The following is a 20,513-nucleotide window of genomic DNA, read 5'->3' on the forward strand; positions in this document are numbered from 1 at the left end:
ACGAATTTTGTACTGAAAATGGCCGCAGAGTCTTGTGATTGACAGGGAAAACTTTAAATCACAACCGGTGCACCGGATATAGTGCTAGAGTATAGTTATTTTGTACTTGAAGAGGGGAAACATGTGAATGTTTCCTAAAAAAAGAGGTGGTAACACGCAAAAGCGTCCTCCAAAGCAGATCAATGTTGAACATTATTTGTTTTGGAGGACGTTTTTTTTTAGGGGGTGGAAAGAAAAGCAGAATATGCAAAGAATTATTCGAATATATTAAAAGAAAAAATTTAATTGTTAGAAAGGAGTGTGACATAAGTTAAGTACCTTGCAAAACGAATCTTTTGCTATAAGTAACTTGAGGTAGATAAAGAATTTGACTTATGGAACATGTTCATGCGGAATAAATAGATGAGCTAGGTTAAAACTTAACTTTTGACCCAGCTCCATAAAGGGAGAAGAGAATTATGTCCGAAAAAAATGAAATTAAACGAGTAAATTATGCAAGTTCCGGGGTAGCAAGTATTGTATTGGTTGGATTGTTTGCGGCTATTACTTATCTAGAATTCAATTTTTTAGAATTCCTTTACCAGCCGCTGTAGGAGCGCCATTTATCCATTTTGGAAACTCTCTAGTAGTGCTAGCGGTGCTTTTCTTAGGATTCTACAAGGGAGCGATTGCGGGATCGATCGGGTTAGGTATCTTCGATGTCTTGAATGGCTATGCTGCTGAAGCGCCGATTATTATCATCGAAGTATTTGTAGTTGCGTTGGTTGTAACGCAAAGTTTTAGGTTGGTTAAATACAATGATAGCAAAATATTAAATATCACATTGGTTGCAGTGGCTGCCGGTGTTACTAAGGTTATTTTGTCATTCATTGAGGGAGTTATCAAATTGCTGCTTGGCGGAAGTGGTTTAGGTGCCGCTGTAACAAGTTCATTTCTAAGCTTGCCTGCTACGGTGATTAATTCTATTTCTACTGTAATTATAGTTAGCCTGCTCTACATTCCCGTCAAGAAAGCATTGGAGATATTTTTAGATGCTTCTGAAAGCTAGAATTTTTGATAAAGGAATGAAAAAATGAGAAGTATAATTCAGACGGAAAAATTGGGATTTCACTACCCAAGACAGGAAAGACTGATTTTTGAAAATTTAAATATTTCGATCAAAGAAGGGGAAATGGTAGGGATCCTTGGTTCTAACGGCTCTGGAAAATCAACACTTCTAAAACATTTTAATGCACTTATTAGACCGAAAAAAGGTGCGGTGCTTATTGATGAAAAATGGAACACTAAGGACCCAGAGACATGGCTGGATATCAGACAATTAGTTGGACTGGTGTTTCAAAATCCTGAAAATCAAATTGTTTCAACAATAGTTGAAGAAGACATAGCCTTTGCTTTAGAAAATCTTGGGCTGCCGCGGGAGGAAATTAAAAAAAGAGTTAATGAGGTTTTGAAGATAGTTAATATGTATGAGTACAGGAAACGCCCTCCATATCAGCTTTCTGGCGGACAAAAGCAGCGTATAGGCATTGCCAGTATATTAGCAATGAGGCCTAAGGGGATTATTTTCGATGAAGCAACTAGTATGTTAGATCCTAAGGGCAGAAAAGATATTCTAAAGATAATTCATGAACTAAACCAAAAATATGGCGTGACAGTTTTAATGACAACTCATTTGTTAGATGAGGTAGCTTCTGTTGACAGAATAATTGTTTTAAATAAGGGAAGAATTAGATTCGATGATAAACCGGAGATTGTTTTTGAAAACAGAGAAGAGCTTGAAGCAATGGGACTAAGTATTCCAACCGTGACTAAACTAGCGCTTGACTTGAAAGCTGAAGGGTATTTGACAGACAGTAAAAAATTGATTTTGACTAAAGAAGAGTTTGTACAGGCAATTCAAAAGGATATAGGGGTAAGAGCATGAATCTTTTAAAAATTGAAAATATTCAATATTCTTATGGAAAAAATACGCCTTTTGAAAAAGAAGTTCTTAAAAACATTTCTTTAGAAGTAAATGCAAATGATTTTATAGGTGTAATAGGGCACACAGGCAGCGGTAAATCAACCTTGATAAAAATTTGCAACGGGTTATTAAAGCCTGATAAAGGGCAGATTTTTTACAAGGGAGAAAATATTTGGAAAAAGGGATTTGATTTGAAACATCTTCGCTTTAAGGTAGGTGTTTCTTTTCAGTATCCGGAGCATCAGTTATTTTGTGAAACTGTAAAAAAGGATATTGCGTACGGACTTGTCAATAAAGGTGTGCCAGAAGAAGAACAGGAATCAAAGATCAGACAAGTTTTAAAAATTGTAGGACTGCAGGAAAGCTACTTGGAAAAATCACCTTTCAAATTATCTGGAGGAGAAATGAGAAAGGTAGCATTGGCAGGAACAATGGTGCTGGAACCAGAAGTATTGATCTTAGATGAACCTACAGCTGGATTAGATCCTAAAACTACAAAACAGGTCTACGAAAGCTTAAAAGAGTATCAGGCTAAAACAAGTAGCAGCATTATTGTAGTTTCACACAGCATGGAAGATATCTCGGAGTATGCCACAAGGCTTATTGCCTTAGATGATGGGAATATTCTATTGCGAGGGACTCCGGCTCAAGTATTCAGCAACACTGAAAGATTGAACGACATGAGCTTAGATGTTCCGATCACCACGAGTATTTTAAGTATGCTGGCTCAAAAAAATCCCTCAGTTAATACCAATATTTATCGGTACAATGACACGAAGGCTGAAATAATAAGATTGTTAAAGGACGTGAAATCAATTGAATAGCACAGTGATTGGTCAGTTTATTCCAGGAAGATCCGTTGTGCATAGGCTAGATCCTAGAACTAAAATCATTGCGACGGCTTTATGGATCCTGCTGCTGTTTTTAACGCATAGTATTGCCGGGTTCGTTGCAGACACAATATTTCTAGTGTTAATTACTCTTAGCTCGCGGATTCCGCTGCTAGTTGTTTTGCGAAGCACCAAGCCGATTATTCCCATCGTGCTTTTTACTTCTTTTTTCAACATTCTTTATACTTCGGGTGATGTGATTTGGTCGGCTTGGATATTTCAAATAACCAAACAAGGAATTGAAATTTCGGCGTTTTTATCATTAAGAATTTTGCTAATGGTTATGGGAAGTTCGATTTTGACATTTACAACATCTTTAACTGATATTACGAGTGGGATTGAGAGCTTGCTGTCTCCACTGGAAAGAGTTGGAGTAAGAATAACAGATTTTGCGATGATGGTAACACTTGCGATTCGATTTATTCCGACTTTATCAGAAGAAGTCCAAAAAATTAAAGATGCGCAACGGGCAAGAGGAGCAAGTTTCGGAAGTAAAAAAATAACCCAGAAAATCAAAGAAGTTTTTCCTATTCTGGTCCCACTTATTTATTCTTCATTTAGGAGAGCTTTTGATTTAACTAATGCAATCGAATGCAGGTGTTACAATCAGAAAATCAAAAGGACTAAGTTAAATCCATTGAAGTATCAAAAGCGAGATCTGTTTTGTGGAATTATTATAGTATTGTTCTTTTCGATAATAATTATTATACAAAAATAAAAAGGCGTGAAAAAATGAGTAATAGACTTGAGCAATTGTTGGTTGCTGTTGGTAATAGAAGACCGATAGTAAGTACATGGAAGCACTTTGTGGAAGTTGAAAATGACTACCGTGCATTAGCAGATACAATTATCGCGTTTCAAGAAAAATATGAATGGGACTTCATTAAGGTTAATCCAAGAGCAACGTATTATGCAGAAGCCTTTGGAAACATCTACAATAAACAAAACTACACGGATGTTTTACCTGAATTGGTCAATTATCCAATAAAAAGAGCAGAAGATCTAGACTTTTTTTTGCAGGAAAAAGCCGCCGAGTATAACCCCTTTTATGAGCAGGTGCTTTTAGCTAAAAGAGTCAGAAAAGGAGTGGGAGATAATATTCCTATTTTACAAACCCTTTTTTCACCTTTATGTATTTTAACTTTTTTAGCAGGGCATAATCCATATCCTGGAGTGAACAAGCCAAAAAGCAAAAGAGAAAGCGAATTAAATGTTTTAATTGAGAAAAATCCTGCAGGGGTAAAAAGCGCTCTTGAAAAAATAACCGAAGTTTTAAAAAGGTACGTTAGGGATACACTGGAGAATGAAATAGATGGATTCTTTTATAGTATTTTTGGGCATGGAGACGAAGGAGAGCTGGCTGCAGATGTCTACGCTGAATTTTCGGCACCATATGATAACCAAATATTTGAAACGATTAAAGAAAAAGGAGGAACCGTTATGTTTCATACATGCGGTCCTGCATCACACCCAGAAAAATTCTCACAAAACAAGTATATAGATATCATACATTGGGCAGATCAGGAAGAACATACCCCTTCTTTGGAGAAAGATATGCCGTGGCTAAATGAAAAAATAGCTGCTGGTGGCGTAGATCAAAATTTATTTAAGGACAATAATAGGGATAAGATTTTAAATCAGGCTCAAAAAGCAGCAGATGCTCGTAAAGGGCTCCCTTTCATTCTGACTGCTGGCTGCGGGTTACCTGTTGTAACAAACGATGAATCGATCTGGGCTTTGAAGCAAGCAGTAGTCAATGGAAAAAAATAATGTTAAAGGGAGATTACAGCGCAGTGCCACCGAATAAATGTAAAATATTTATTGTTAGACATGGAGAGACTCTATTCAATAAGTTAAACAAAATTCAGGGATGGTCAGATTCACCCTTAACGGAGCTTGGGGAAAAAAGAATAGGGAATGTTGCTAAATCTCTGAGTAAAAATAATTTTTGTCATGCTTATTCTAGCGATAGCGGACGTGCAGTCAAAACCTGTGAGATCATTCTTGCTGAACAAAACAATCAAGTCAAACATAGTAAGACAGATATTCTAAGAGAATGGTGTTATGGCAGTAATGAGGGTAGCGCTAAAGCTGAATTTATCAGAAAAATTATTGCTAAAGTACCTCAATATAATAGAGAGAATAGTCTACAAGAAAATTTTAGTTTTCACAGCTTCTCTGAGATCGTCGAACAATTAGATAGACTGGGCTATCCAGAAAATTTTCCTGCAATACAAAGAAAAGTGGATGAATATTTAAGAAAAATTGCAGCAAGACATCTGAACAGAGGAGAACAAAATATATTGGTAGTTTCTCACGGACTGACTATCTTAACTTTTTTAAATGGTATAAATGATCGAATAACTTTCCAAACACCATTAAAAAATGGTGAAGTAATAGAGGTGGAATATGCTGCGGAGAAGTTCAATATTTTGAATAAAGATTTATAGCGGAGTTAGGCTAAAATTTACCCCCTTTTAATTATGCTGTCAGTTTTTGACAGCCCTTGTAATACATACTCTGAGCCCTGCTACTGCTCTTTTAGTGTAAATATCCGTAAGTTTTGTCATATGTTACTTGAGTGAAAAACGTTGTTAGATTGCCAAAAGCAAGCTATGTCTAAGGATCATAGCTTGCTTTTTTTGGTCTATGGGGGCATATTTTTCAGTGGGAGGTGAACGAATGGACTTTAAGACGAAAATGAAATCATTGCGTGTTCAAAATCATTTTACACAGGAAGAAATTGCGCACAAACTTTTTGTCTCTAGGAAGACAATTTCTAGCTGGGAGAACGGGCGCAGTTACCCTGATATTAATACTTTGATTAAAATAAGCGATGTTTACTGCATTTCACTGGACAAGTTGCTAAGAGAGGATGAAATTATGTTAAAGCAGTACAATGACAGCTTTCAGGCTGATAAGAAGAATAGTTATATTTTTCGTTATAGTTATTTGCTTAATAGTATTCTCTTATTTCTGATTTATGCGGATTTTGTATGGACTAATTTACCTTTTGAAAAAACAATTGAAATTATCTTTTGGATAAATTTTTACGTGTTGTGTCTGCACTTGCCCATAAAATTTAAGAAATTTATCTCACAAATAACATGGAAGCAAGGCGTGATTTTGCTTTTTATTGGTATTGTTACTTTCGGTTTGCAAGCAACTCAATTATTCTCAAGCCCGAAAGATGAGGTGCGTAGTGCTTATTTGATCGGATTTTGGACAGGTTATGTTATAAAGAAGGCACTTCCAGCGTTTTCTCTGTGGTTGATGATTTTTCTGTTACCTGTATTGGATAACAAGCATAAGTCCTCTATGTAAAGAAGATTAGAGAAGTATCTTTCTTTCATAATGTCTTACAAGTGCAGTACAGCTGTTATCTAGCAAATACCGATTATCGCGATATCGCAGTACCTTAACTTTGTAAGTTTCTCCACTATAATTTTTCAAAGGATTTTGATATGATACATAATTTACGAAAAATAGATATAAGAATAGTTACTTTTTTAGTAATTCTCATGATTTTTGATGATTTTATTTTTGCACCCTTAAGCAATATGCTTCACATCAAAGGCTCATACTTGTTATTCGAAACGTGGTTCAAGTTGTTTGAGTTTTTGGTCGCAGTGATATTAAATAGCCTTCTGATTCATGAAAAAGCGCGATGGAAAACGAAGATAGGAAAAAATTCATATGTTATGTTTTTGATTATGCTTGTGACATTGTCGTTAGGGTCAATCAGCCGCTTATCTAACGTAAAAGGTGCGTTTGTCATTGGACTTATAGCGTGCATCTCAGAAGAATATATATTTAGAAGTGTTGTTTTAGGCAGTTTAATGAGCGACATAGCTTATGTCAAATGCACAACAAAAACCGTTTTAGTTCGAATAGCTGCATCCAGCATCTTGTTTAGTTTGTATCATCTGGGAAATGCGCGGTCTGATGGATTACCAGCGACTATGTTGCAAATGATTCAGGTATGTGGTCTAGGCTTTCTGCTAGGATGTCTATATGTTAGGAAGGGCAGTCTCCTTTTTCCAATGATTATGCACTTTTTTGTTGATTATTTAGTTGTTGTAAGTACAGGTATAACGGGGACGGCAATCAAGCATTTAACTATTAGTAATGTGATAAACTCCCTTTTCATCATGTGTGCATATATTGTCCTAGGACTTGCTGTATTAGGTATAGGAAATGCCGAACAGTGGATGCTGCTTAAGAGTAAACGCGCAGCTATTCATAGTTAAGAATTAGGATGGAGCTGTGCCAAAAGTTAAGTTTTGGCACAGCTCCTGTTTTATTCCGTATAAACGTGTTCCATAAGTCAAACTCTCCGTCTAACTTCGAATTACTCATGGCAAAGTACTCGCTATGTTCGTGATTTCGAGTTATTACTCAAATTTTCCCGACTTATGTCACACACTCGTTTAAGTAAAGAGGAGTATAGTAACATTCCGAATTCGACACTAGCTTAACATCACTTGCTTTGATGAAAAGTAACCAAGCACAGAAGACAATGAGCACAATATACCAAAAAAGCCGGGTTAATTTTAAAATCAGCCTGGCGTTTTTGGATATTTACAGAGTGGTCCGTTTTCCGGAACACATCTATAGGTATTTTAGTAAGTGAATCCTTGCATCTGGCTACGACTAATCAAGCAATTTGCCAGTTTTTATAATGGATCAGTAGTGTTAAGATCCTTCAAGTTTCTCAGTACTTCAATTTGAAGGGATCACTTAAAATATCCAATGGCTCATTTTCACGAAATAGACATTTATCCAAATCATGGATGATTTGTTCCTTATTCATGTATTGACCGATAAAGACTAATTCGATCATGCGGTCGCCAAATTTTTTATCCCAAATGGCGGCTAAGTTTTTGCGGATGGTAAACATCTTCTTGATTTCCCAATCTTTAAGCGTTGCGATCCAATAACCTGAAGGGATAATGTCCATTGCCCGCCCAGATTGTGAGATAGTAAACACTCTGGAGGCTGAGTTTGGAGCCACATGACACCCTTGCAGCGTGTGATCTCAGGCGGCCAGCGATCAAGCCATGAATTAAAGCGCTGCGGGTGAAAAGGGCGGCGCCGGCGATAAACGAAGGAATCAATTTTTAGCAGCGGTTCGGCGTTTTGGTTTAAGAGTCGCAATGGATCGGACAGGTTACGTTCATTCAAAGACGATTGTGCGTTGAAGAGATGGGTCTGAATTACTTTGGCAACAGCAATTTGTGAGAATTTTGTTGCATAAAATTTAGCTGTCGGTTGTATTTGACGTACTATTTCCTGTAAATAGTTTTTCTGTTCAAGGGTCAGCAAATCAATTTTATTAAACAGAAGAACATCACAAAATTCTATTTGCTTTACGATCAATTGATTGCTTTCAACAAAATTCTGATTGTATTTCCCTTGTCCAGGCAAGAATTGCTGTAAAATTCTAAAGCCATCAACAATAGTGACGTTCGTATCTAAATAACAAACTTTGTCCAATTCTTGTGCAGTTGACGTTCGACCTTTGACAATACACGCGGCAACTATATCAGGCTGCACGACACCGGAAGACTCGACTAAAATCAAATCTACAGCACCAGACGCTGCAAGATCATATACAGCATCAATTAGTTTTTGCCTATGTTTATTACTGATAGTTCCATCAGTGATGGGGATCAGCCGATCTGCTTCGGAAAAATAAGGGCTGTTGCAGATAGCCTTTTTATCAACATTGACCGATGCTAAATCATTAACGACAATGCCGATGCGCTTATTCATTTTGCATTTCAGCAAGTGCAAAATAAGCGTGGTTTTTCCTGCACCTAAGTATCCCGAAATAACTGTTATAGGAATTTTTTTGCTCATAACTACCATCTCTCTGTAATTTTTGGAAATTCTAAAGTACGAGGAAAATGGGGGCAAAAGTTGAAATTTGACCTAATTTTCGTGTGAATATGTGCCATAGGTCAAAGTATTTCGTCAAAATTAAAATTATTCATGAATTTAATATTAACACTCAAATTTAACCGACCTATATCACATTCCTTTATTCTAGCACGTATTTTTTAAATTAAATAGTAATAATTACTATTTAATTTAAAAGCGGTTCATCCCAAACGGCGAAATTAGGTGACTGTGTGTTGCGAATGGTTAATGGCTAGCCATAGAATAAGTGTGCTCTTTAGGAAGAAAGTGTGATACTATTCTGTGCTGCTCTTTGGTCAAAATCAACAAAATGATTGACCTTATCAAGTTTGTCTTCAAAAAAATTGACGGTATTTTGACATGAGAAACGTTGTAATTCCATGACAGAGTCGTGTGAGTAGAAGGCAGCGTGTGGTGTCAAAATTACATTTGAGCGTTTCAGCAGAGGGTGTCCCTCTAATTCTGGTTTTTCAGTTGAAAGAACATCAAGTCCTGCGCCCCTGATCATTCCTGTATCTAGTGCATCTAAGAGTGCCTTTTCATCAACACTCTCACCACGTGCAACATTGATGAAAAGTGGGTGGCGGCTAGCGCCCATTTGGTTAAAGGCACTTTTATTGAAAAAAGCTCGATTAGATGCAGTTAAGCGCATATGGTTAGTGATAATATCTGCTTTTTTGTAAATATCGGTCGCTGAAAGTAAGGGGATTCTGAGTTCTTCAGCTATATTTTGGGGAAGGTAAGGATCATATGCAATTATATTCATTCCAAAGCTTCTGGCAAGGCGTGCAACCTTTTGACCAATGTTACCTAGACCAAAAATGCCTAAAGTTTGTGCCGCCAGTCGTTTTTGTGGTAACAGTGCATCATATTGCCAGACATGTGTGTCATTAAGCAGCAGATCATAGGCTTTTAGTTGTTTGGTCAAGCTCAAGATTAAGGTTAGTGTGAATTCAGCTACATCATCGCTGCAGTAATCAGGCAACGCACATACGCGGATACCATATTTAGCGGCATCTTCCAGATTTACATTATTGAAGCCCATAGCATTGACAGAAATCAACTTCAAACGTGGAGCCTTGGTAAATAATTTCGCATCTGCTGGAATAAAAGCGGTAATTAACGCATCAGTATCAGCTAGTTCGCGTGTAAATTCACTCTGATCACCTGGATCATAGACAACGGTCTTGATGAACCATTCTGGATGATGATGCTTTAAAATCTCAAATTCATAGCTGTGATCAGCCATCATGGATGTTGCATAATCTGAAATAATAATTTTCATGTGCACTACTCCCTCGTATTATATAAATTAATCCTTATTGGTAAACTAAAATAACACAATATTGCTCGTTTGTTTGCATTTTAAAAACTGAATGCAAACTTTTTGTGTTAAGTAATATAACACGAAAGGGCTTATTTAAGCTAATTCAACAGTTCTTGCTGACTTTTAATAATAAAGTTCAAAATATGATATTGAATATTCAGACTGCTATCAAGAATATATATTATCTTGTAACCCGTAACAGCGTGATTTTATGCATAACCCAGACTAATATATTAATTCGTAACTTTTGGAAACAAAAAGTTTAGGCCTTTTTGCGGTGTTATATTTATTGACATGAAGATGATACCAAATTATAATCACATTAAGTTTTGATTATATTTTTTATAACTTGGAAGTGGTTAAGATGTATCAGAAATTAGAAAAGTTGTTAGATGCACAGCGAGTTGAAGCTCTAACTCGCGAACTTGTCAGTGTGAAAAGTGTTAATGGTACTAGTGGTGAAGTAGCAATTGCTGCGAAAGTTGAAAGTATTCTACGCAGTTTCCCATTTTTTCAGCAACACCCTGAATGGGTGTGGACACAGGAACTTGTGAACGATCGACTTGGGAGAAAGAATGTTTTTGCCTTTATTAAAAAAGATGAAGCGGCAAAGACGATTATTTATCATTCACATATGGATACTGTGGGAATAGAGGACTTTGGGGCCCTAAAGGAAGCTGCTCTGGATTCAGATAAGTTAACTGAATATTTTAAGAAATACAGTGAAGATCCTGACATTCAAAAAGATGCTTGCTCAGGCGATTGGCTTTTCGGGCGTGGGGCCTTGGATATGAAAAGCGGTGATGCCGTTAATTTAACCAATCTACTATATTATAGCGAACACCCCCAGGAAATGGCGGGTAACCTGCTGTTTATGGGTAACTGCGTTGAGGAAAACGACCATAGCGGGGCAATTGCCGCCTTGGATGAATTGGAGAAACTAAAGAAGCAATATCATTTAAGCTATGAAGTGGCGATTAATACTGATTTTATCAGTCCGAAATATGAAGGAGATCAACAGAAATACATTTACTATGGAGCAGCCGGTAAGGCGCTAACGTGTTTTTATATTAAAGGGATTGAGACACATGTCGCAATACATATGCCGGAATTGATTCTACACTGATCGCTAGTCGCATCAATCTGTTGCTTAATAATAATCCAGAGTTTGTAGAGGACATCCCAGATGAAGAAGTACTACCGTCATCGTGCTTAATGCTGCGAGATCAAAAGGATTTCTATAATGTGCAAACTGCTAAAACCACGCATATGTACTTTAATACTTTCACATACAAGCGGCCTGTTTATGAGATTTTGCAGCATTTAAAAGTTGCTGTTGAGCATGATTGTCATGAGTTAGTTAAAGAAATGATAGCAAAGCAGGCAGCATACCTTAAAAAGTTATCCTTTCCAGCAGTTAAAGATGAGCGTCAGATAAGGGTATACACTTTTGCGGAGTATTTGGACTATCTTAAGCAAGAAGGAGTAAAGGTCGAGGAGTTGGTTCATACTTTTTGGAGTGAACATCAAGAAGCTGACAAACGCGAGATTGGTTTTGCCTTGCTCGATTATCTGGATAAACAAATCAATGACAACACTGCCAAAGTAATTTTGTTTTTGGCACCGCCATTTTGTCCGCATAACAGTGTTGCGCAGGACTCACATGTCTATCAGAAGCTTAAAACGGCCTTAGCTGCTTATGAACAGGAAGAGGCTTTTAAGATGAAACAATTTTTTCCTTACTTATCTGATAGTAGTTATTTAGCAATTGATGAAACAGATGCAGAAATTGACCAGCTGACTAAGAACTTTCCGCTGGTCAAGGAAATCTACCCGTTGCCTTATGATAAGATGCGCTTGTTGAATATTCCGGCTGTGGATATTGGTGTTTTTGGCAAGGGGGCACATACGTGGAAAGAACGAGTTTACAAGCCGTATTCATTCGAGTTTTTACCTAAATTGATTCGTGAGTTTACAACAAAAATGTGGGAAAAGTGAGGGAAACAGTAATGTTTGTACTTGATGGAACTTCTAAATTAAAAAAGGTTTTGGTGTGTCCCCCAACCTACTTGAAAGAGGCTGCACCAATCAATGAAATCTCAAAAAAATATGCCGATCAGCCATTGGATCAAACAAGATTAGCCGCTGAATTCGAGCAGCTAATTGAAGCCTATCATCAAACTGGAGTTGAAGTTGAGTGCCAAAAAGCGGCTCCAGACATGACTAATGCAGTTTTTGCCCGTGATTTTGGGGGCTGTGTCAAGGAGGGGTATATTTTAGGAAGATTTAAAAAGGAACTGCGCTTCCCTGAAAGAAAAGCGTATGAGAAAAAAATGAAAGAACTAGGAATCCCTAAGATAGCAGAAATTAAGCGAGGTTATTTTGAAGGTGGGGATTTTGCTTTTTTGACAGAAAAAGTGATTGCAGTTGGGATTATCGATCGTACGAATGAAGAGGGATTTGAAGAACTTAAGACAAAGTTGGAGCCTTTGGGATACGAGGTTTATCCAGTTCCTGCAGATCCGCGCTATTTGCACCTTGATATGTGTTTCAACTTAGTTGAGGATCATCTGGCCGTGGCCTATAAAGAGGGGCTACCGGCATCATTCCTAGAATTGCTTAACACGCTAAAAATCGAGATAATTCCGGTCCCAGAAGAAGCTATCTTTAAACATGGCTGCAACTTAGAAAGCTTGGGAGCTAAACGTGTCCTTTCCTTGAAACAAAATACTGCAGTTAACGATGCTCTGCGTGTGCATGGAATGGATGTAATCGAGCTAGACATATCAGAGACTTTGAAAGCAGGCGGTGGCCCGCACTGTATGACCTTTCCGCTTCAACGCGGTTAATATTGAATTGGAGGAATAATTATGAAGATGACATTCAAAAAAACTTTAGGAATGTTGGGAACAGCCATGGTGTTAGGACTTGTTTTAGCAGGTTGCGGTAATAAAAATGCAGACAATAGTGTTAAGAAGATTCAAGATAAGAAAACCTTGGTTGTTGGCACATCAGCTGATTATGCACCATTCGAATTTCCAATCATGCAGAATGGTAAAAAGAAAATCGTCGGGTACGATATGATGATCGCACAAAAGATTGCAGATGATTTGGGCGTTAAGCTCAAGATTGAGAATACAGAATTCCCCTCATTAATTTCGGAGTTGAAAAACAATAAAATTGACTTGATCATGGCCGGAATGGTTTCAACTAATGAACGTAAAAAGGCGGTCGCTTTTTCTAAATCCTATTACACGGTGGAAAATGTCTTGCTAGTTCAGAAGAAAGACGCAAATAATTTCAATCGTGTTTCAGATGTTAAGGGAAAACAAATCGGAGCTCAACAGACAACCACACAAGAGTCAATTGCTAAATCACAATTGAAAGGAAGCAATGTTGTAACGGAAGGAGTGCTAACAGGGCTGACGACTGAATTGTCGCAAGGTAAATTGAGCGGAGTGGTAGTAGAAAATGAAATTGCTAATAACTACATCAGACAGCATCCTGACAAGTACGCAATCGCCAAAGTTAAGCTAACGACACCAAAAGACCAGCGTTCAGTGAATATTGCAGCTCGTAAATCAGATAAGGCCCTGATAAAGCGTGTAAATAAGCAGATCACCAAACTAGAAAAAAGTGGTGAGTTAGACAAGATGTTTAAGAAAGCTGAGGATTTACAAGCAAAAAGTTCAGACTAAGTGGATCAAGTAAAGGGGGAATAATATGTTTGATTTTTTAAAGCAGTACTATCCAGTTTTTGTTGAAGGAACTGCCCAGACGATTATTATTTCAATAATTGGTATCATGATCGGAATTTTACTTGGTTTGGTTTTTGTGATGATGCGGCTTTCTAAGCTAAAATTTCTTTCATACATTGCACGTGTTTACATTGCGATTGTCAGGGGAACACCTGCTATGATTCAAGTAATGCTGATCTATTATACTTTGTCAAAAGTTCTGGAAGTTCCTCAGATTCAGTTTCTGGGGTCTGGACTTGATCGTGTGATCCCAGGTTCGATCGCTTTGGGTATCAATTCGGGTGCATATACGGCTGAGATTTTTCGGTCAGGCATCATTTCAATTTCAAACGGTCAGACAGAAGCAGGACTGTCATTGGGACTAAGCGATAGGACCACGATGTTTTCAATTGTTTTACCTCAAGCAGTGCGCAACATCCTACCAGCATTAGGGAATGAATTTATTTCTCTGGTAAAAGAGTCCTCAGTCCTTTTTTATATCGGGGTCCAGGAAGTTACTGCGCAGGCTTTGGGTGTTGGTGGAACCTTATACGATTTTGTACCGCCTCTGATCGTTGCCGCTTTGATTTATTTTGTCCTGACTTTCATCTTGTCACAGCTGATGCAGCTGTTGGAGAAAAAAATGGGGCGCAAGTATCTGCGGAGCAATTAGAGAGGGGTTGGCAGAATTGAGTGGCGAAAAAAATATTATCGAAGTTAACGGTCTTAAGAAAGCATTTGGCGCTAACGTGGTTTTAAAAGATGTGTCATTTGAGGTAAAAAAATCAGAAAAAGTTGTTTTGATTGGAGCTTCAGGAAGCGGAAAAAGTACGCTGTTGCGCTGTCTAAATCGGCTTGAAGATGATTATGAAGGAAGTGTTTTGTTTGAAGGCGAGAATGTTAATGGTGCCAGCAAAGAAAAGTTACGGTTACTGCGGCAGAAGATGGGGATGGTTTTTCAGCAATTCAATCTTTTTCCCCATAAAACAGTTCTGGAAAACATTACCTTTTCACCCATAAAATTAAAAATTGCTAATTCACAGGCTGCCATTGCACATGCACATGAATTGCTGGAACAAGTAGGTTTGTCAGAGAAAGCCGATGCTTATCCGCAGTCGCTATCAGGCGGGCAGCAGCAGCGTGTCGCAATTGCCCGTGCTCTGGCAATGAAGCCTGAAGTCATGCTCTTTGACGAACCGACTTCAGCACTCGATCCTGAAATGGTAGGGGATGTTTTAGATGTAATGGAAAGCCTGGCACAAAAAGGAATGACGATGATTATTGTCACACACGAAATGTCATTTGCACAGAATATTGCAGATAAAGTTCTCTTCATGGATGATGGGTTGATTGCTGACAGCGGCACAGCTGAGTATATTTTTAAGGAAACCAATAATACGCGGACACGTTCATTTTTATCTAAAGTCATGTAGATGCAGCTGTTCGTAAGGAGTGAAGTTGAGTGAAATCATTATATGAAAGATCATTAGCAGTTTTACCGCCAGTAGCTAAACGTGCAACAAAATTAGGAATCATACAAGGCCAAGGAGCTACCTGACTGATGAAAAAGGGGAGAAGTATCTCGATTTTGCAGCTGGAGTTGGTGTAGCTAACTGCGGTCATAATCATCCAACTGTCGTCGCGGCAGTTGAAAAACAGCTGCACAGCTTGGTCCATGGAGGACACAATGTTGTTTATTATCCTTCTTACATTGAGCTTGCAGAAAAGCTGGTTAGGCGTGTTGGTGCTGACTACAAAGTTTATTTTTCCAATAGCGGTGCAGAAGCTAATGAAGGTGCCGTTAAACTTGCCTTGAGCGTGACTAAACGAAGTGGCATTATCACTTTTAATAGTTCTTTCCATGGGCGAACACTTTTGACCGCAGCGATGACAGCTTCAAATGCACAGTACCGTAAAAATTATGAAGGTGTCTTGCCTCCGGTTTATCATGTAGACTTCCCCGATATTTATAATACTAATCTGAGTGAAAAAGAAGAAATTGCACGTTGTTTGAATCAGCTGCAACAAGTCTTTCATAATGTATTGGCACCAACACAGACAGCCTGTATTGTGATTGAACCTGTACAGGGCGAAGGTGGTTATCTTCCAGCTCCAAAAGAATTTTTGACCAAGTTACGTGAGATTTGTGATCGTTTTGGGATTTTATTGATTTTTGATGAAGTACAAAGCGGGTATGGTCGAACAGGCGAGTTATTTGCTAAAGATCATTATGGAATTCAGCCTGATATTTTGACCTCGGCTAAGGGAATTGCTAACGGAATACCTTTGAGTGCGGTAATTGGAAAAAGTGAATACATGGACCAGTGGGAACCAGGAGCGCATGGGGGAACATTTGGCGGTAATCCATTAGCCTGTGCAGCAGGAATTGCTGTTTTAGATATCATGAACAATGATTTTTTGCAGCATGTCAGCAAAATTGGTACTTATTTCACCGCCAGGCTGCGAGAGCTGCAGGAAAAATATCCGATTATTAGCAGTGTACGCGGGTTAGGCCTAATGGTTGCGGTCGAATTACGCGATAAAAGCAAAGAGCCAGCAACAGAACTAGTATCACAAATTCGCAAGGAAGCTTTGGAACGACACTTGATTCTGTTGAATTGTGGTGTTTTTCATAATGTAATTAGATTTATTCCACCTTTGATCATCGAAAAAAGTGATGTTGATAAAGCTATCACAATTCTTGACGCTAGTCTTGATGCCAGTTTAAGAAAAGTAGGTGAGAACTGATGGGATATACCGTGGTCAATCCTTATAACGGAGAAGTGTTAAAAAAATTCACACCGCAGAGTAATGTTGAGGTTGCGGCGGCTTTGGAAGAAGCGGAAGAATTCTATCAAGAACAAAAGAAGATTGCAGTTAAAGTTAGGGCGGCAAAATTAAATCATTTTGGAGCAGTTCTTCTTGAGCACAGGGAAGAGCTAGCTCGTGAAGCTGCACTTAATATGGGAAAGCGACTTAGTGAAGGGCGGAACGAAATTGATTTGTGTGCCAATCTTGCCGTTTATTATGCAGAGCATGCTGAACTACTGCAGCCTAAACCTTATTCCTATGGAGAGGGAAAAACAGCCTTGCTAGAATATCATTCACTGGGGATAATCGCTAGTGTCGAACCTTGGAATTTTCCTTATTCACAAGTTGTTCGTGTTTTGGCTCCTAATTATTTGATCGGCAATCCAGTCATTTTAAAACACGCGGGTATTGTTGCTGGATGTGCAGAGTTGTTAGACCAATTGGTGCAGCAAGCTGGTTGGGAAAAAGGTGCATTCAAGAATCTTTTTATATCGCATGAACAAGTTTCACAAATCATTGCGGATAAACGTGTTCAAGGAGTTGCACTGACCGGCTCTGAAGCAGCAGGCAGAACGATCGCTAGTGCTGCCGGAAAAAGCTTAATCAAATCAACAATGGAACTGGGCGGAAGCGATGTATTTGCTATCCTAGATGATGCTGATGTGAAAACTGCTGTTATGGATGCAACTGCGGCAAGGCTACGTAATGCAGGTCAAGTCTGTACTTCAGCTAAACGTTTCATTGTAGAGAAGAAAATTGCTGCGGAATTTATTGCTGGAATCAAGCAGAGTTTTGCAACGCAAAAAATGGGTGATCCGCTTGATGAAACAACTGAATTAGCACCGCTTTCCTCACATAGTGCAGCTGTTGAGTTGCAGGCTCAAGTTGATGCGGCAATAGAAAACGGGGCACATGTTCTTGTTGCTGGGGGGATTATTGAAGGAGAAGGTAATTTTTTCAAGCCAATTGTTTTGACAAATGTTAAACCTGATAATCCAGCATATCGACAAGAATTCTTTGGACCAGTCGCACAGGTTTTTATCGCTGAAGATGATGAACAGGTTATCGCCTTAGCGAATGATTCGGATTTTGGATTGGCGGGAGCAGTCTATAGTGCAGATAAAGAGCGTGCACATCGTGTTGCTTCGAAGATTGAAACAGGACAGGTCTTCATTAATCGCCCTTCTGGCGCGCACCCTGAATTGCCGTTCGGCGGAGTCAAAAATTCCGGTTATGGGCGTGAGATGAGTGACCTAGGTCTATATGAGTTCACGAATCAGAAAATTATTGTTTTTAAATAAAGGTCGTGGCAGTCAAGAAGTTTAGTAGCTTTGAATAACGAGTATCTTAAATTATTTGTATTTGTAGAAACAATATAAGCAAGTAAAAGTATGACGCATTTTGTGTTAAAACAGAATTCATTAGTGTAAAAGTCGGGGTGTCTATATGTCAGAATTGAAGTTACGCAGACAAGTTGACGATTGTCAGCCATATATTGCAGGGGAAACTGAAGCGGCTGTTCTCAAAAAATATGGATTAGCATCTGTCATCAAGTTAGGATCAAATGAGAACCTTATGGGCCATATGCCAACACTCAAGCAGCAATGCGGGAGAGTTTAAAGTATGTCAATCGTTATCCAGAAGATGACTATGTTGACTTAACTGCAACTATTGCTGCTCAGAATGGGGTGGCGAGTAAGAATGTTGCTTTGGGCAGCGGAGCAGGGAATATCATTGAGACAGTAGCACGTTTATTTTTGGATGAGGGAGATGAGGTGCTGTTGGCGCAGCCGACCTATCGGCTTTATCGTGAAGTTTCAACTTTAATGGGTGCAAAGGTCAAAGAAATTCCTGTTAAAGCTGATTATACCTATGACTTTACAGCTTTTAAAGCGGCTATTACTCCAAAGACCAAGTTGATTTGGCTTTGCAATCCGAATAATCCGACTGGTGCGATCAACAACCCTAAAGAAATCGAGCGATTTGTAGATGATGTTGGGGATGATGTCTGGATTGCTTTGGATGAAGCATATGCCGACTTTATTCAATCGGGGCAGCGAGCACAGTTGACCTCTAGGCTTGATCATAAAAAAATAGTGATTATTCGGACCTTTTCTAAGTATTATGGATTAGCCGGTGCCCGTGTCGGGTATATTTTAGCACGGCAGCAACTGATTGCTGCATACGATACAATTACCGAACCCTTCTGTGTTAACCGTGTAGGGCTCTTTGCGGCCAGAGCTTCTTTGCTCATGGACCAAGGAGAAGCAGTTGCAGTAAAAAAGGAGTTGTTGCTGCAAAGAAAGAATATTTCCAGTGAATTAGCACATTTAGGTTTTGAAGTGATTCCATCACAGGCAAACTTTATTTTTGCCAAATTGCCAGCAGCCTTGAATGCAGTTGAATTCTGCGATCAATTGATTTCCTGTGGTGTCATTATCCGTGCTTGCAATGGTTGGGGATATCCACAGCATGTTAGAATCACAGTCGGTAAGAAAGATGAGAATATCCGCTTACTGGCAGAGGTGAAAAATCTACTTCGTGTTAAAGTTGAAGAGCAATAGATACCTTTTGGCAGAGCAGTGACTACTTGAGAATGGAGCGATGGCTATCGAAATAGCAAGTTTTGGAGTTGAAGAATGGCTGAACAAGTGGGAAAAGGAAGCACGCTACGATATATCGCAAAGTTCGATCGCGGCGTTGACGTTGAAAGAGTTAGTTGCTCTGGCGGGGATGACAGTTGCTGATTTTTTTGAAAAATTTAGCAACCTAGAGTTGAATTATGGATGGATTGAAGGTTCGCCAGCATTCAAAAAACTTGTGTCTGAACTGTATCTGCAAGTTCCTGCCGTAAACATTTTGCAGACTAACGGTTCAACGGGAGCAAATATGTTAGCAATGTACGCGTTGCTTAATCCAGGCGAGCATGTGGTCACTTTGTTTCCAACTTATCAGCAGCTTTATGATATTCCGCGATCGTTGGGTGCACAGGTGGATTTTGTTCATTTAGATGAGGCAGCTGCATGGCGGCTTGACTTAGACAAGTTGGATGCGCTTGTCACTCCTGCAACTAAAATGATTTGTCTAAATAATGCAAATAATCCGACTGGTACATTGCTTGAACGCTCAGAGCTTGAACAAGTTGCTGCGATTGCACGTAAAGCAGATGCTTATGTAGTAGTTGATGAAGTCTATGCTCCTCTGGAGAACACAAGTGATATGGTATCAATTGCAGACATTTATGAAAAGGGAATTGCGACTAATTCTTTATCTAAGACTTATTCACTGCCCGGATTGAGAATCGGCTGGATTGCTTCACAAAACACTGAACTTATTGAGATTTTTCGCAAATATCGTGACTATACTTTGATCAGCAGTGGTGTCCTAGATGATGCGCTGGCAGTTTTAGCATTGAAAAACAGAGAGAGAATATTGCAGCGTAACAGTAAGATAGTCAGTGAAAATTTGCAGGTTGTTAAGAATTGGGTGGAAAAAGAGCCGTGGATCGAATTGGTTCTACCCAAAAACGTTCCAACCTCATTTATCAAACTCGCTATTGCGGAGGATGATTATTCATTCTGTACCTCACTGCTAAAAAATACTGGTGTTTTGCTGGTTCCGGGGACAGCATTTGGGATGCCACAACACGCACGTTTAGGTTATTGTTGCGACAAAGCAACTTTGAAGAGCGGATTAGCATTACTAACAGCGTATCTTCGTACTTTTGACTAAAAATCAGTTGTCACTGGTAGCCCTATAGACTAGAGCTGAAAATACTCGAAAACCCCCACTGGACTGTGAAGATGCCTCGCTTGTTTTGGCTTTAAGCTGAAATGCTTAACTTCTGAATTGCAGCAAGTTCA

General features: G+C 38.8%; 21 protein-coding genes, 1 pseudogene and 1 other annotated feature (1 of these 23 running past the window's edge). Of the genes and pseudogenes, 20 read left to right on the forward strand and 2 right to left on the reverse strand.

Translation table 11 applies throughout. The features are described 5' to 3' along the window. Positions 1–173 (forward strand) — a binding site (T-box leader) (it extends 69 nt beyond the left edge of the window). 285 nt (positions 174–458) lie between these two features. From JCM15457_RS12605 to JCM15457_RS05005, 9 genes are all read left to right on the forward strand, one after another. Next, positions 459–593: a hypothetical protein gene (locus JCM15457_RS12605; protein ID WP_369384606.1), complete on the forward strand. Its 135-nt coding sequence runs from the start codon at positions 459–461 to the stop codon at positions 591–593. 11 nt (positions 594–604) lie between these two features. Next, entirely contained in the window at positions 605–1,048 is a 444-nt protein-coding gene (locus JCM15457_RS04970) for an ECF transporter S component (protein ID WP_369384615.1), read from the forward strand. 24 nt (positions 1,049–1,072) lie between these two features. Then, entirely contained in the window at positions 1,073–1,924 is an 852-nt protein-coding gene (locus JCM15457_RS04975) for an energy-coupling factor transporter ATPase (protein ID WP_034988232.1), read from the forward strand. Then, positions 1,921–2,787 (forward strand): energy-coupling factor transporter ATPase, encoded by an 867-nt coding sequence (locus JCM15457_RS04980; protein ID WP_034988234.1) that lies wholly within the window; start codon positions 1,921–1,923, stop codon positions 2,785–2,787. The genes JCM15457_RS04975 and JCM15457_RS04980 overlap by 4 nt, the downstream gene beginning before the upstream one ends. Positions 2,788–2,824: 37 nt before the next feature. Then, complete coding sequence (locus JCM15457_RS04985; protein ID WP_051993288.1) at positions 2,825–3,571, forward strand: energy-coupling factor transporter transmembrane component T family protein; 747 nt, start codon at positions 2,825–2,827, stop codon at positions 3,569–3,571. A 14-nt stretch (positions 3,572–3,585) separates the two neighbouring features. Continuing rightward, the gene (locus JCM15457_RS04990) at positions 3,586–4,623 is read left to right on the forward strand and encodes a uroporphyrinogen decarboxylase family protein (protein ID WP_056967364.1); all 1,038 of its coding nucleotides are present in this window, start codon (positions 3,586–3,588) and stop codon (positions 4,621–4,623) included. Beyond that, the gene (locus JCM15457_RS04995; protein WP_034988239.1) at positions 4,623–5,303 is read left to right on the forward strand and encodes a histidine phosphatase family protein; all 681 of its coding nucleotides are present in this window, start codon (positions 4,623–4,625) and stop codon (positions 5,301–5,303) included. The genes JCM15457_RS04990 and JCM15457_RS04995 overlap by 1 nt, the downstream gene beginning before the upstream one ends. A gap of 232 nt (positions 5,304–5,535) precedes the next feature. Next, a complete protein-coding gene (locus tag JCM15457_RS05000) occupies positions 5,536–6,177 on the forward strand; it encodes a helix-turn-helix transcriptional regulator (protein WP_051993289.1) in 642 nt (213 codons plus the stop codon). A 140-nt stretch (positions 6,178–6,317) separates the two neighbouring features. After that, positions 6,318–7,103 (forward strand): CPBP family intramembrane glutamic endopeptidase, encoded by a 786-nt coding sequence (locus JCM15457_RS05005; protein WP_051993290.1) that lies wholly within the window; start codon positions 6,318–6,320, stop codon positions 7,101–7,103. A gap of 464 nt (positions 7,104–7,567) precedes the next feature. Here JCM15457_RS05005 and JCM15457_RS11650 read toward each other — a convergent pair. Continuing rightward, positions 7,568–8,724, reverse strand: a pseudogene (locus tag JCM15457_RS11650) (CobW family GTP-binding protein). A gap of 307 nt (positions 8,725–9,031) precedes the next feature. Further along, complete coding sequence (locus tag JCM15457_RS05015; RefSeq protein ID WP_051993293.1) at positions 9,032–10,060, reverse strand: NAD(P)-dependent oxidoreductase; 1,029 nt, start codon at positions 10,058–10,060, stop codon at positions 9,032–9,034. A 406-nt stretch (positions 10,061–10,466) separates the two neighbouring features. On the opposite strand from JCM15457_RS05015, the gene JCM15457_RS12610 reads away from it, so the two are divergent. From JCM15457_RS12610 to JCM15457_RS05060, 11 genes are all read left to right on the forward strand, one after another. After that, positions 10,467–11,228 (forward strand): M28 family peptidase, encoded by a 762-nt coding sequence (locus JCM15457_RS12610; protein WP_369384607.1) that lies wholly within the window; start codon positions 10,467–10,469, stop codon positions 11,226–11,228. Positions 11,229–11,347: 119 nt separating this feature from the next. Then, a complete protein-coding gene (locus JCM15457_RS12615) occupies positions 11,348–12,100 on the forward strand; it encodes a hypothetical protein (RefSeq protein WP_369384608.1) in 753 nt (250 codons plus the stop codon). 11 nt (positions 12,101–12,111) lie between these two features. Next, complete coding sequence (locus tag JCM15457_RS05025; protein WP_034988243.1) at positions 12,112–12,951, forward strand: dimethylarginine dimethylaminohydrolase family protein; 840 nt, start codon at positions 12,112–12,114, stop codon at positions 12,949–12,951. Between the two features lie 21 nt (positions 12,952–12,972). Continuing rightward, entirely contained in the window at positions 12,973–13,800 is an 828-nt protein-coding gene (locus JCM15457_RS05030) for a transporter substrate-binding domain-containing protein (protein WP_034988245.1), read from the forward strand. A 25-nt stretch (positions 13,801–13,825) separates the two neighbouring features. Continuing rightward, positions 13,826–14,512 carry an amino acid ABC transporter permease gene (locus JCM15457_RS05035; protein WP_034988247.1) on the forward strand — a complete coding sequence of 229 codons (687 nt, stop codon included), beginning with the start codon at positions 13,826–13,828 and terminating at the stop codon, positions 14,510–14,512. 34 nt (positions 14,513–14,546) lie between these two features. Continuing rightward, positions 14,547–15,272, forward strand: coding sequence for an amino acid ABC transporter ATP-binding protein (locus JCM15457_RS05040; RefSeq protein ID WP_034988346.1), 726 nt, complete (start codon positions 14,547–14,549; stop codon positions 15,270–15,272). Between the two features lie 121 nt (positions 15,273–15,393). Further along, a complete protein-coding gene (locus JCM15457_RS05045) occupies positions 15,394–16,587 on the forward strand; it encodes an aspartate aminotransferase family protein (RefSeq protein WP_235725590.1) in 1,194 nt (397 codons plus the stop codon). After that, complete coding sequence (locus JCM15457_RS05050) at positions 16,587–17,951, forward strand: aldehyde dehydrogenase family protein (RefSeq protein WP_034988248.1); 1,365 nt, start codon at positions 16,587–16,589, stop codon at positions 17,949–17,951. The genes JCM15457_RS05045 and JCM15457_RS05050 overlap by 1 nt, the downstream gene beginning before the upstream one ends. A gap of 145 nt (positions 17,952–18,096) precedes the next feature. Further along, positions 18,097–18,270: a hypothetical protein gene (locus tag JCM15457_RS12620; protein WP_369384609.1), complete on the forward strand. Its 174-nt coding sequence runs from the start codon at positions 18,097–18,099 to the stop codon at positions 18,268–18,270. Then, positions 18,255–19,214: a pyridoxal phosphate-dependent aminotransferase gene (locus JCM15457_RS05055; RefSeq protein WP_369384610.1), complete on the forward strand. Its 960-nt coding sequence runs from the start codon at positions 18,255–18,257 to the stop codon at positions 19,212–19,214. The genes JCM15457_RS12620 and JCM15457_RS05055 overlap by 16 nt, the downstream gene beginning before the upstream one ends. Before the next feature lie 46 nt (positions 19,215–19,260). Continuing rightward, the gene (locus JCM15457_RS05060) at positions 19,261–20,382 is read left to right on the forward strand and encodes an aminotransferase (RefSeq protein ID WP_034988347.1); all 1,122 of its coding nucleotides are present in this window, start codon (positions 19,261–19,263) and stop codon (positions 20,380–20,382) included. Positions 20,383–20,513 lie beyond the last annotated feature (131 nt).

The organism is Liquorilactobacillus sucicola DSM 21376 = JCM 15457 (assembly GCF_000612445.1).
Lineage (GTDB): Bacteria > Bacillota > Bacilli > Lactobacillales > Lactobacillaceae > Liquorilactobacillus > Liquorilactobacillus sucicola.

Excerpts from the sequence above, each read along its gene's own strand:
- JCM15457_RS12605 (WP_369384606.1), top strand. The coding sequence starts at position 459 with ATGTCCGAAAAAAATGAAATTAAACGAGTAAATTATGCAAGTTCCGGG.
- JCM15457_RS04975 (WP_034988232.1), top strand. The coding sequence starts at position 1,073 with ATGAGAAGTATAATTCAGACGGAAAAATTGGGATTTCACTACCCAAGA.
- JCM15457_RS04980 (WP_034988234.1), top strand. The coding sequence starts at position 1,921 with ATGAATCTTTTAAAAATTGAAAATATTCAATATTCTTATGGAAAAAAT.
- JCM15457_RS04990 (WP_056967364.1), top strand. The coding sequence starts at position 3,586 with ATGAGTAATAGACTTGAGCAATTGTTGGTTGCTGTTGGTAATAGAAGA.
- JCM15457_RS04995 (WP_034988239.1), top strand. The coding sequence starts at position 4,623 with ATGTTAAAGGGAGATTACAGCGCAGTGCCACCGAATAAATGTAAAATA.
- JCM15457_RS05000 (WP_051993289.1), top strand. The coding sequence starts at position 5,536 with ATGGACTTTAAGACGAAAATGAAATCATTGCGTGTTCAAAATCATTTT.
- JCM15457_RS05005 (WP_051993290.1), top strand. The coding sequence starts at position 6,318 with ATGATACATAATTTACGAAAAATAGATATAAGAATAGTTACTTTTTTA.
- JCM15457_RS05015 (WP_051993293.1), bottom strand. The coding sequence starts at position 10,060 with ATGAAAATTATTATTTCAGATTATGCAACATCCATGATGGCTGATCAC.
- JCM15457_RS12610 (WP_369384607.1), top strand. The coding sequence starts at position 10,467 with ATGTATCAGAAATTAGAAAAGTTGTTAGATGCACAGCGAGTTGAAGCT.
- JCM15457_RS05025 (WP_034988243.1), top strand. The coding sequence starts at position 12,112 with ATGTTTGTACTTGATGGAACTTCTAAATTAAAAAAGGTTTTGGTGTGT.
- JCM15457_RS05030 (WP_034988245.1), top strand. The coding sequence starts at position 12,973 with ATGAAGATGACATTCAAAAAAACTTTAGGAATGTTGGGAACAGCCATG.
- JCM15457_RS05035 (WP_034988247.1), top strand. The coding sequence starts at position 13,826 with ATGTTTGATTTTTTAAAGCAGTACTATCCAGTTTTTGTTGAAGGAACT.
- JCM15457_RS05050 (WP_034988248.1), top strand. The coding sequence starts at position 16,587 with ATGGGATATACCGTGGTCAATCCTTATAACGGAGAAGTGTTAAAAAAA.
- JCM15457_RS12620 (WP_369384609.1), top strand. The coding sequence starts at position 18,097 with ATGTCAGAATTGAAGTTACGCAGACAAGTTGACGATTGTCAGCCATAT.
- JCM15457_RS05055 (WP_369384610.1), top strand. The coding sequence starts at position 18,255 with ATGCGGGAGAGTTTAAAGTATGTCAATCGTTATCCAGAAGATGACTAT.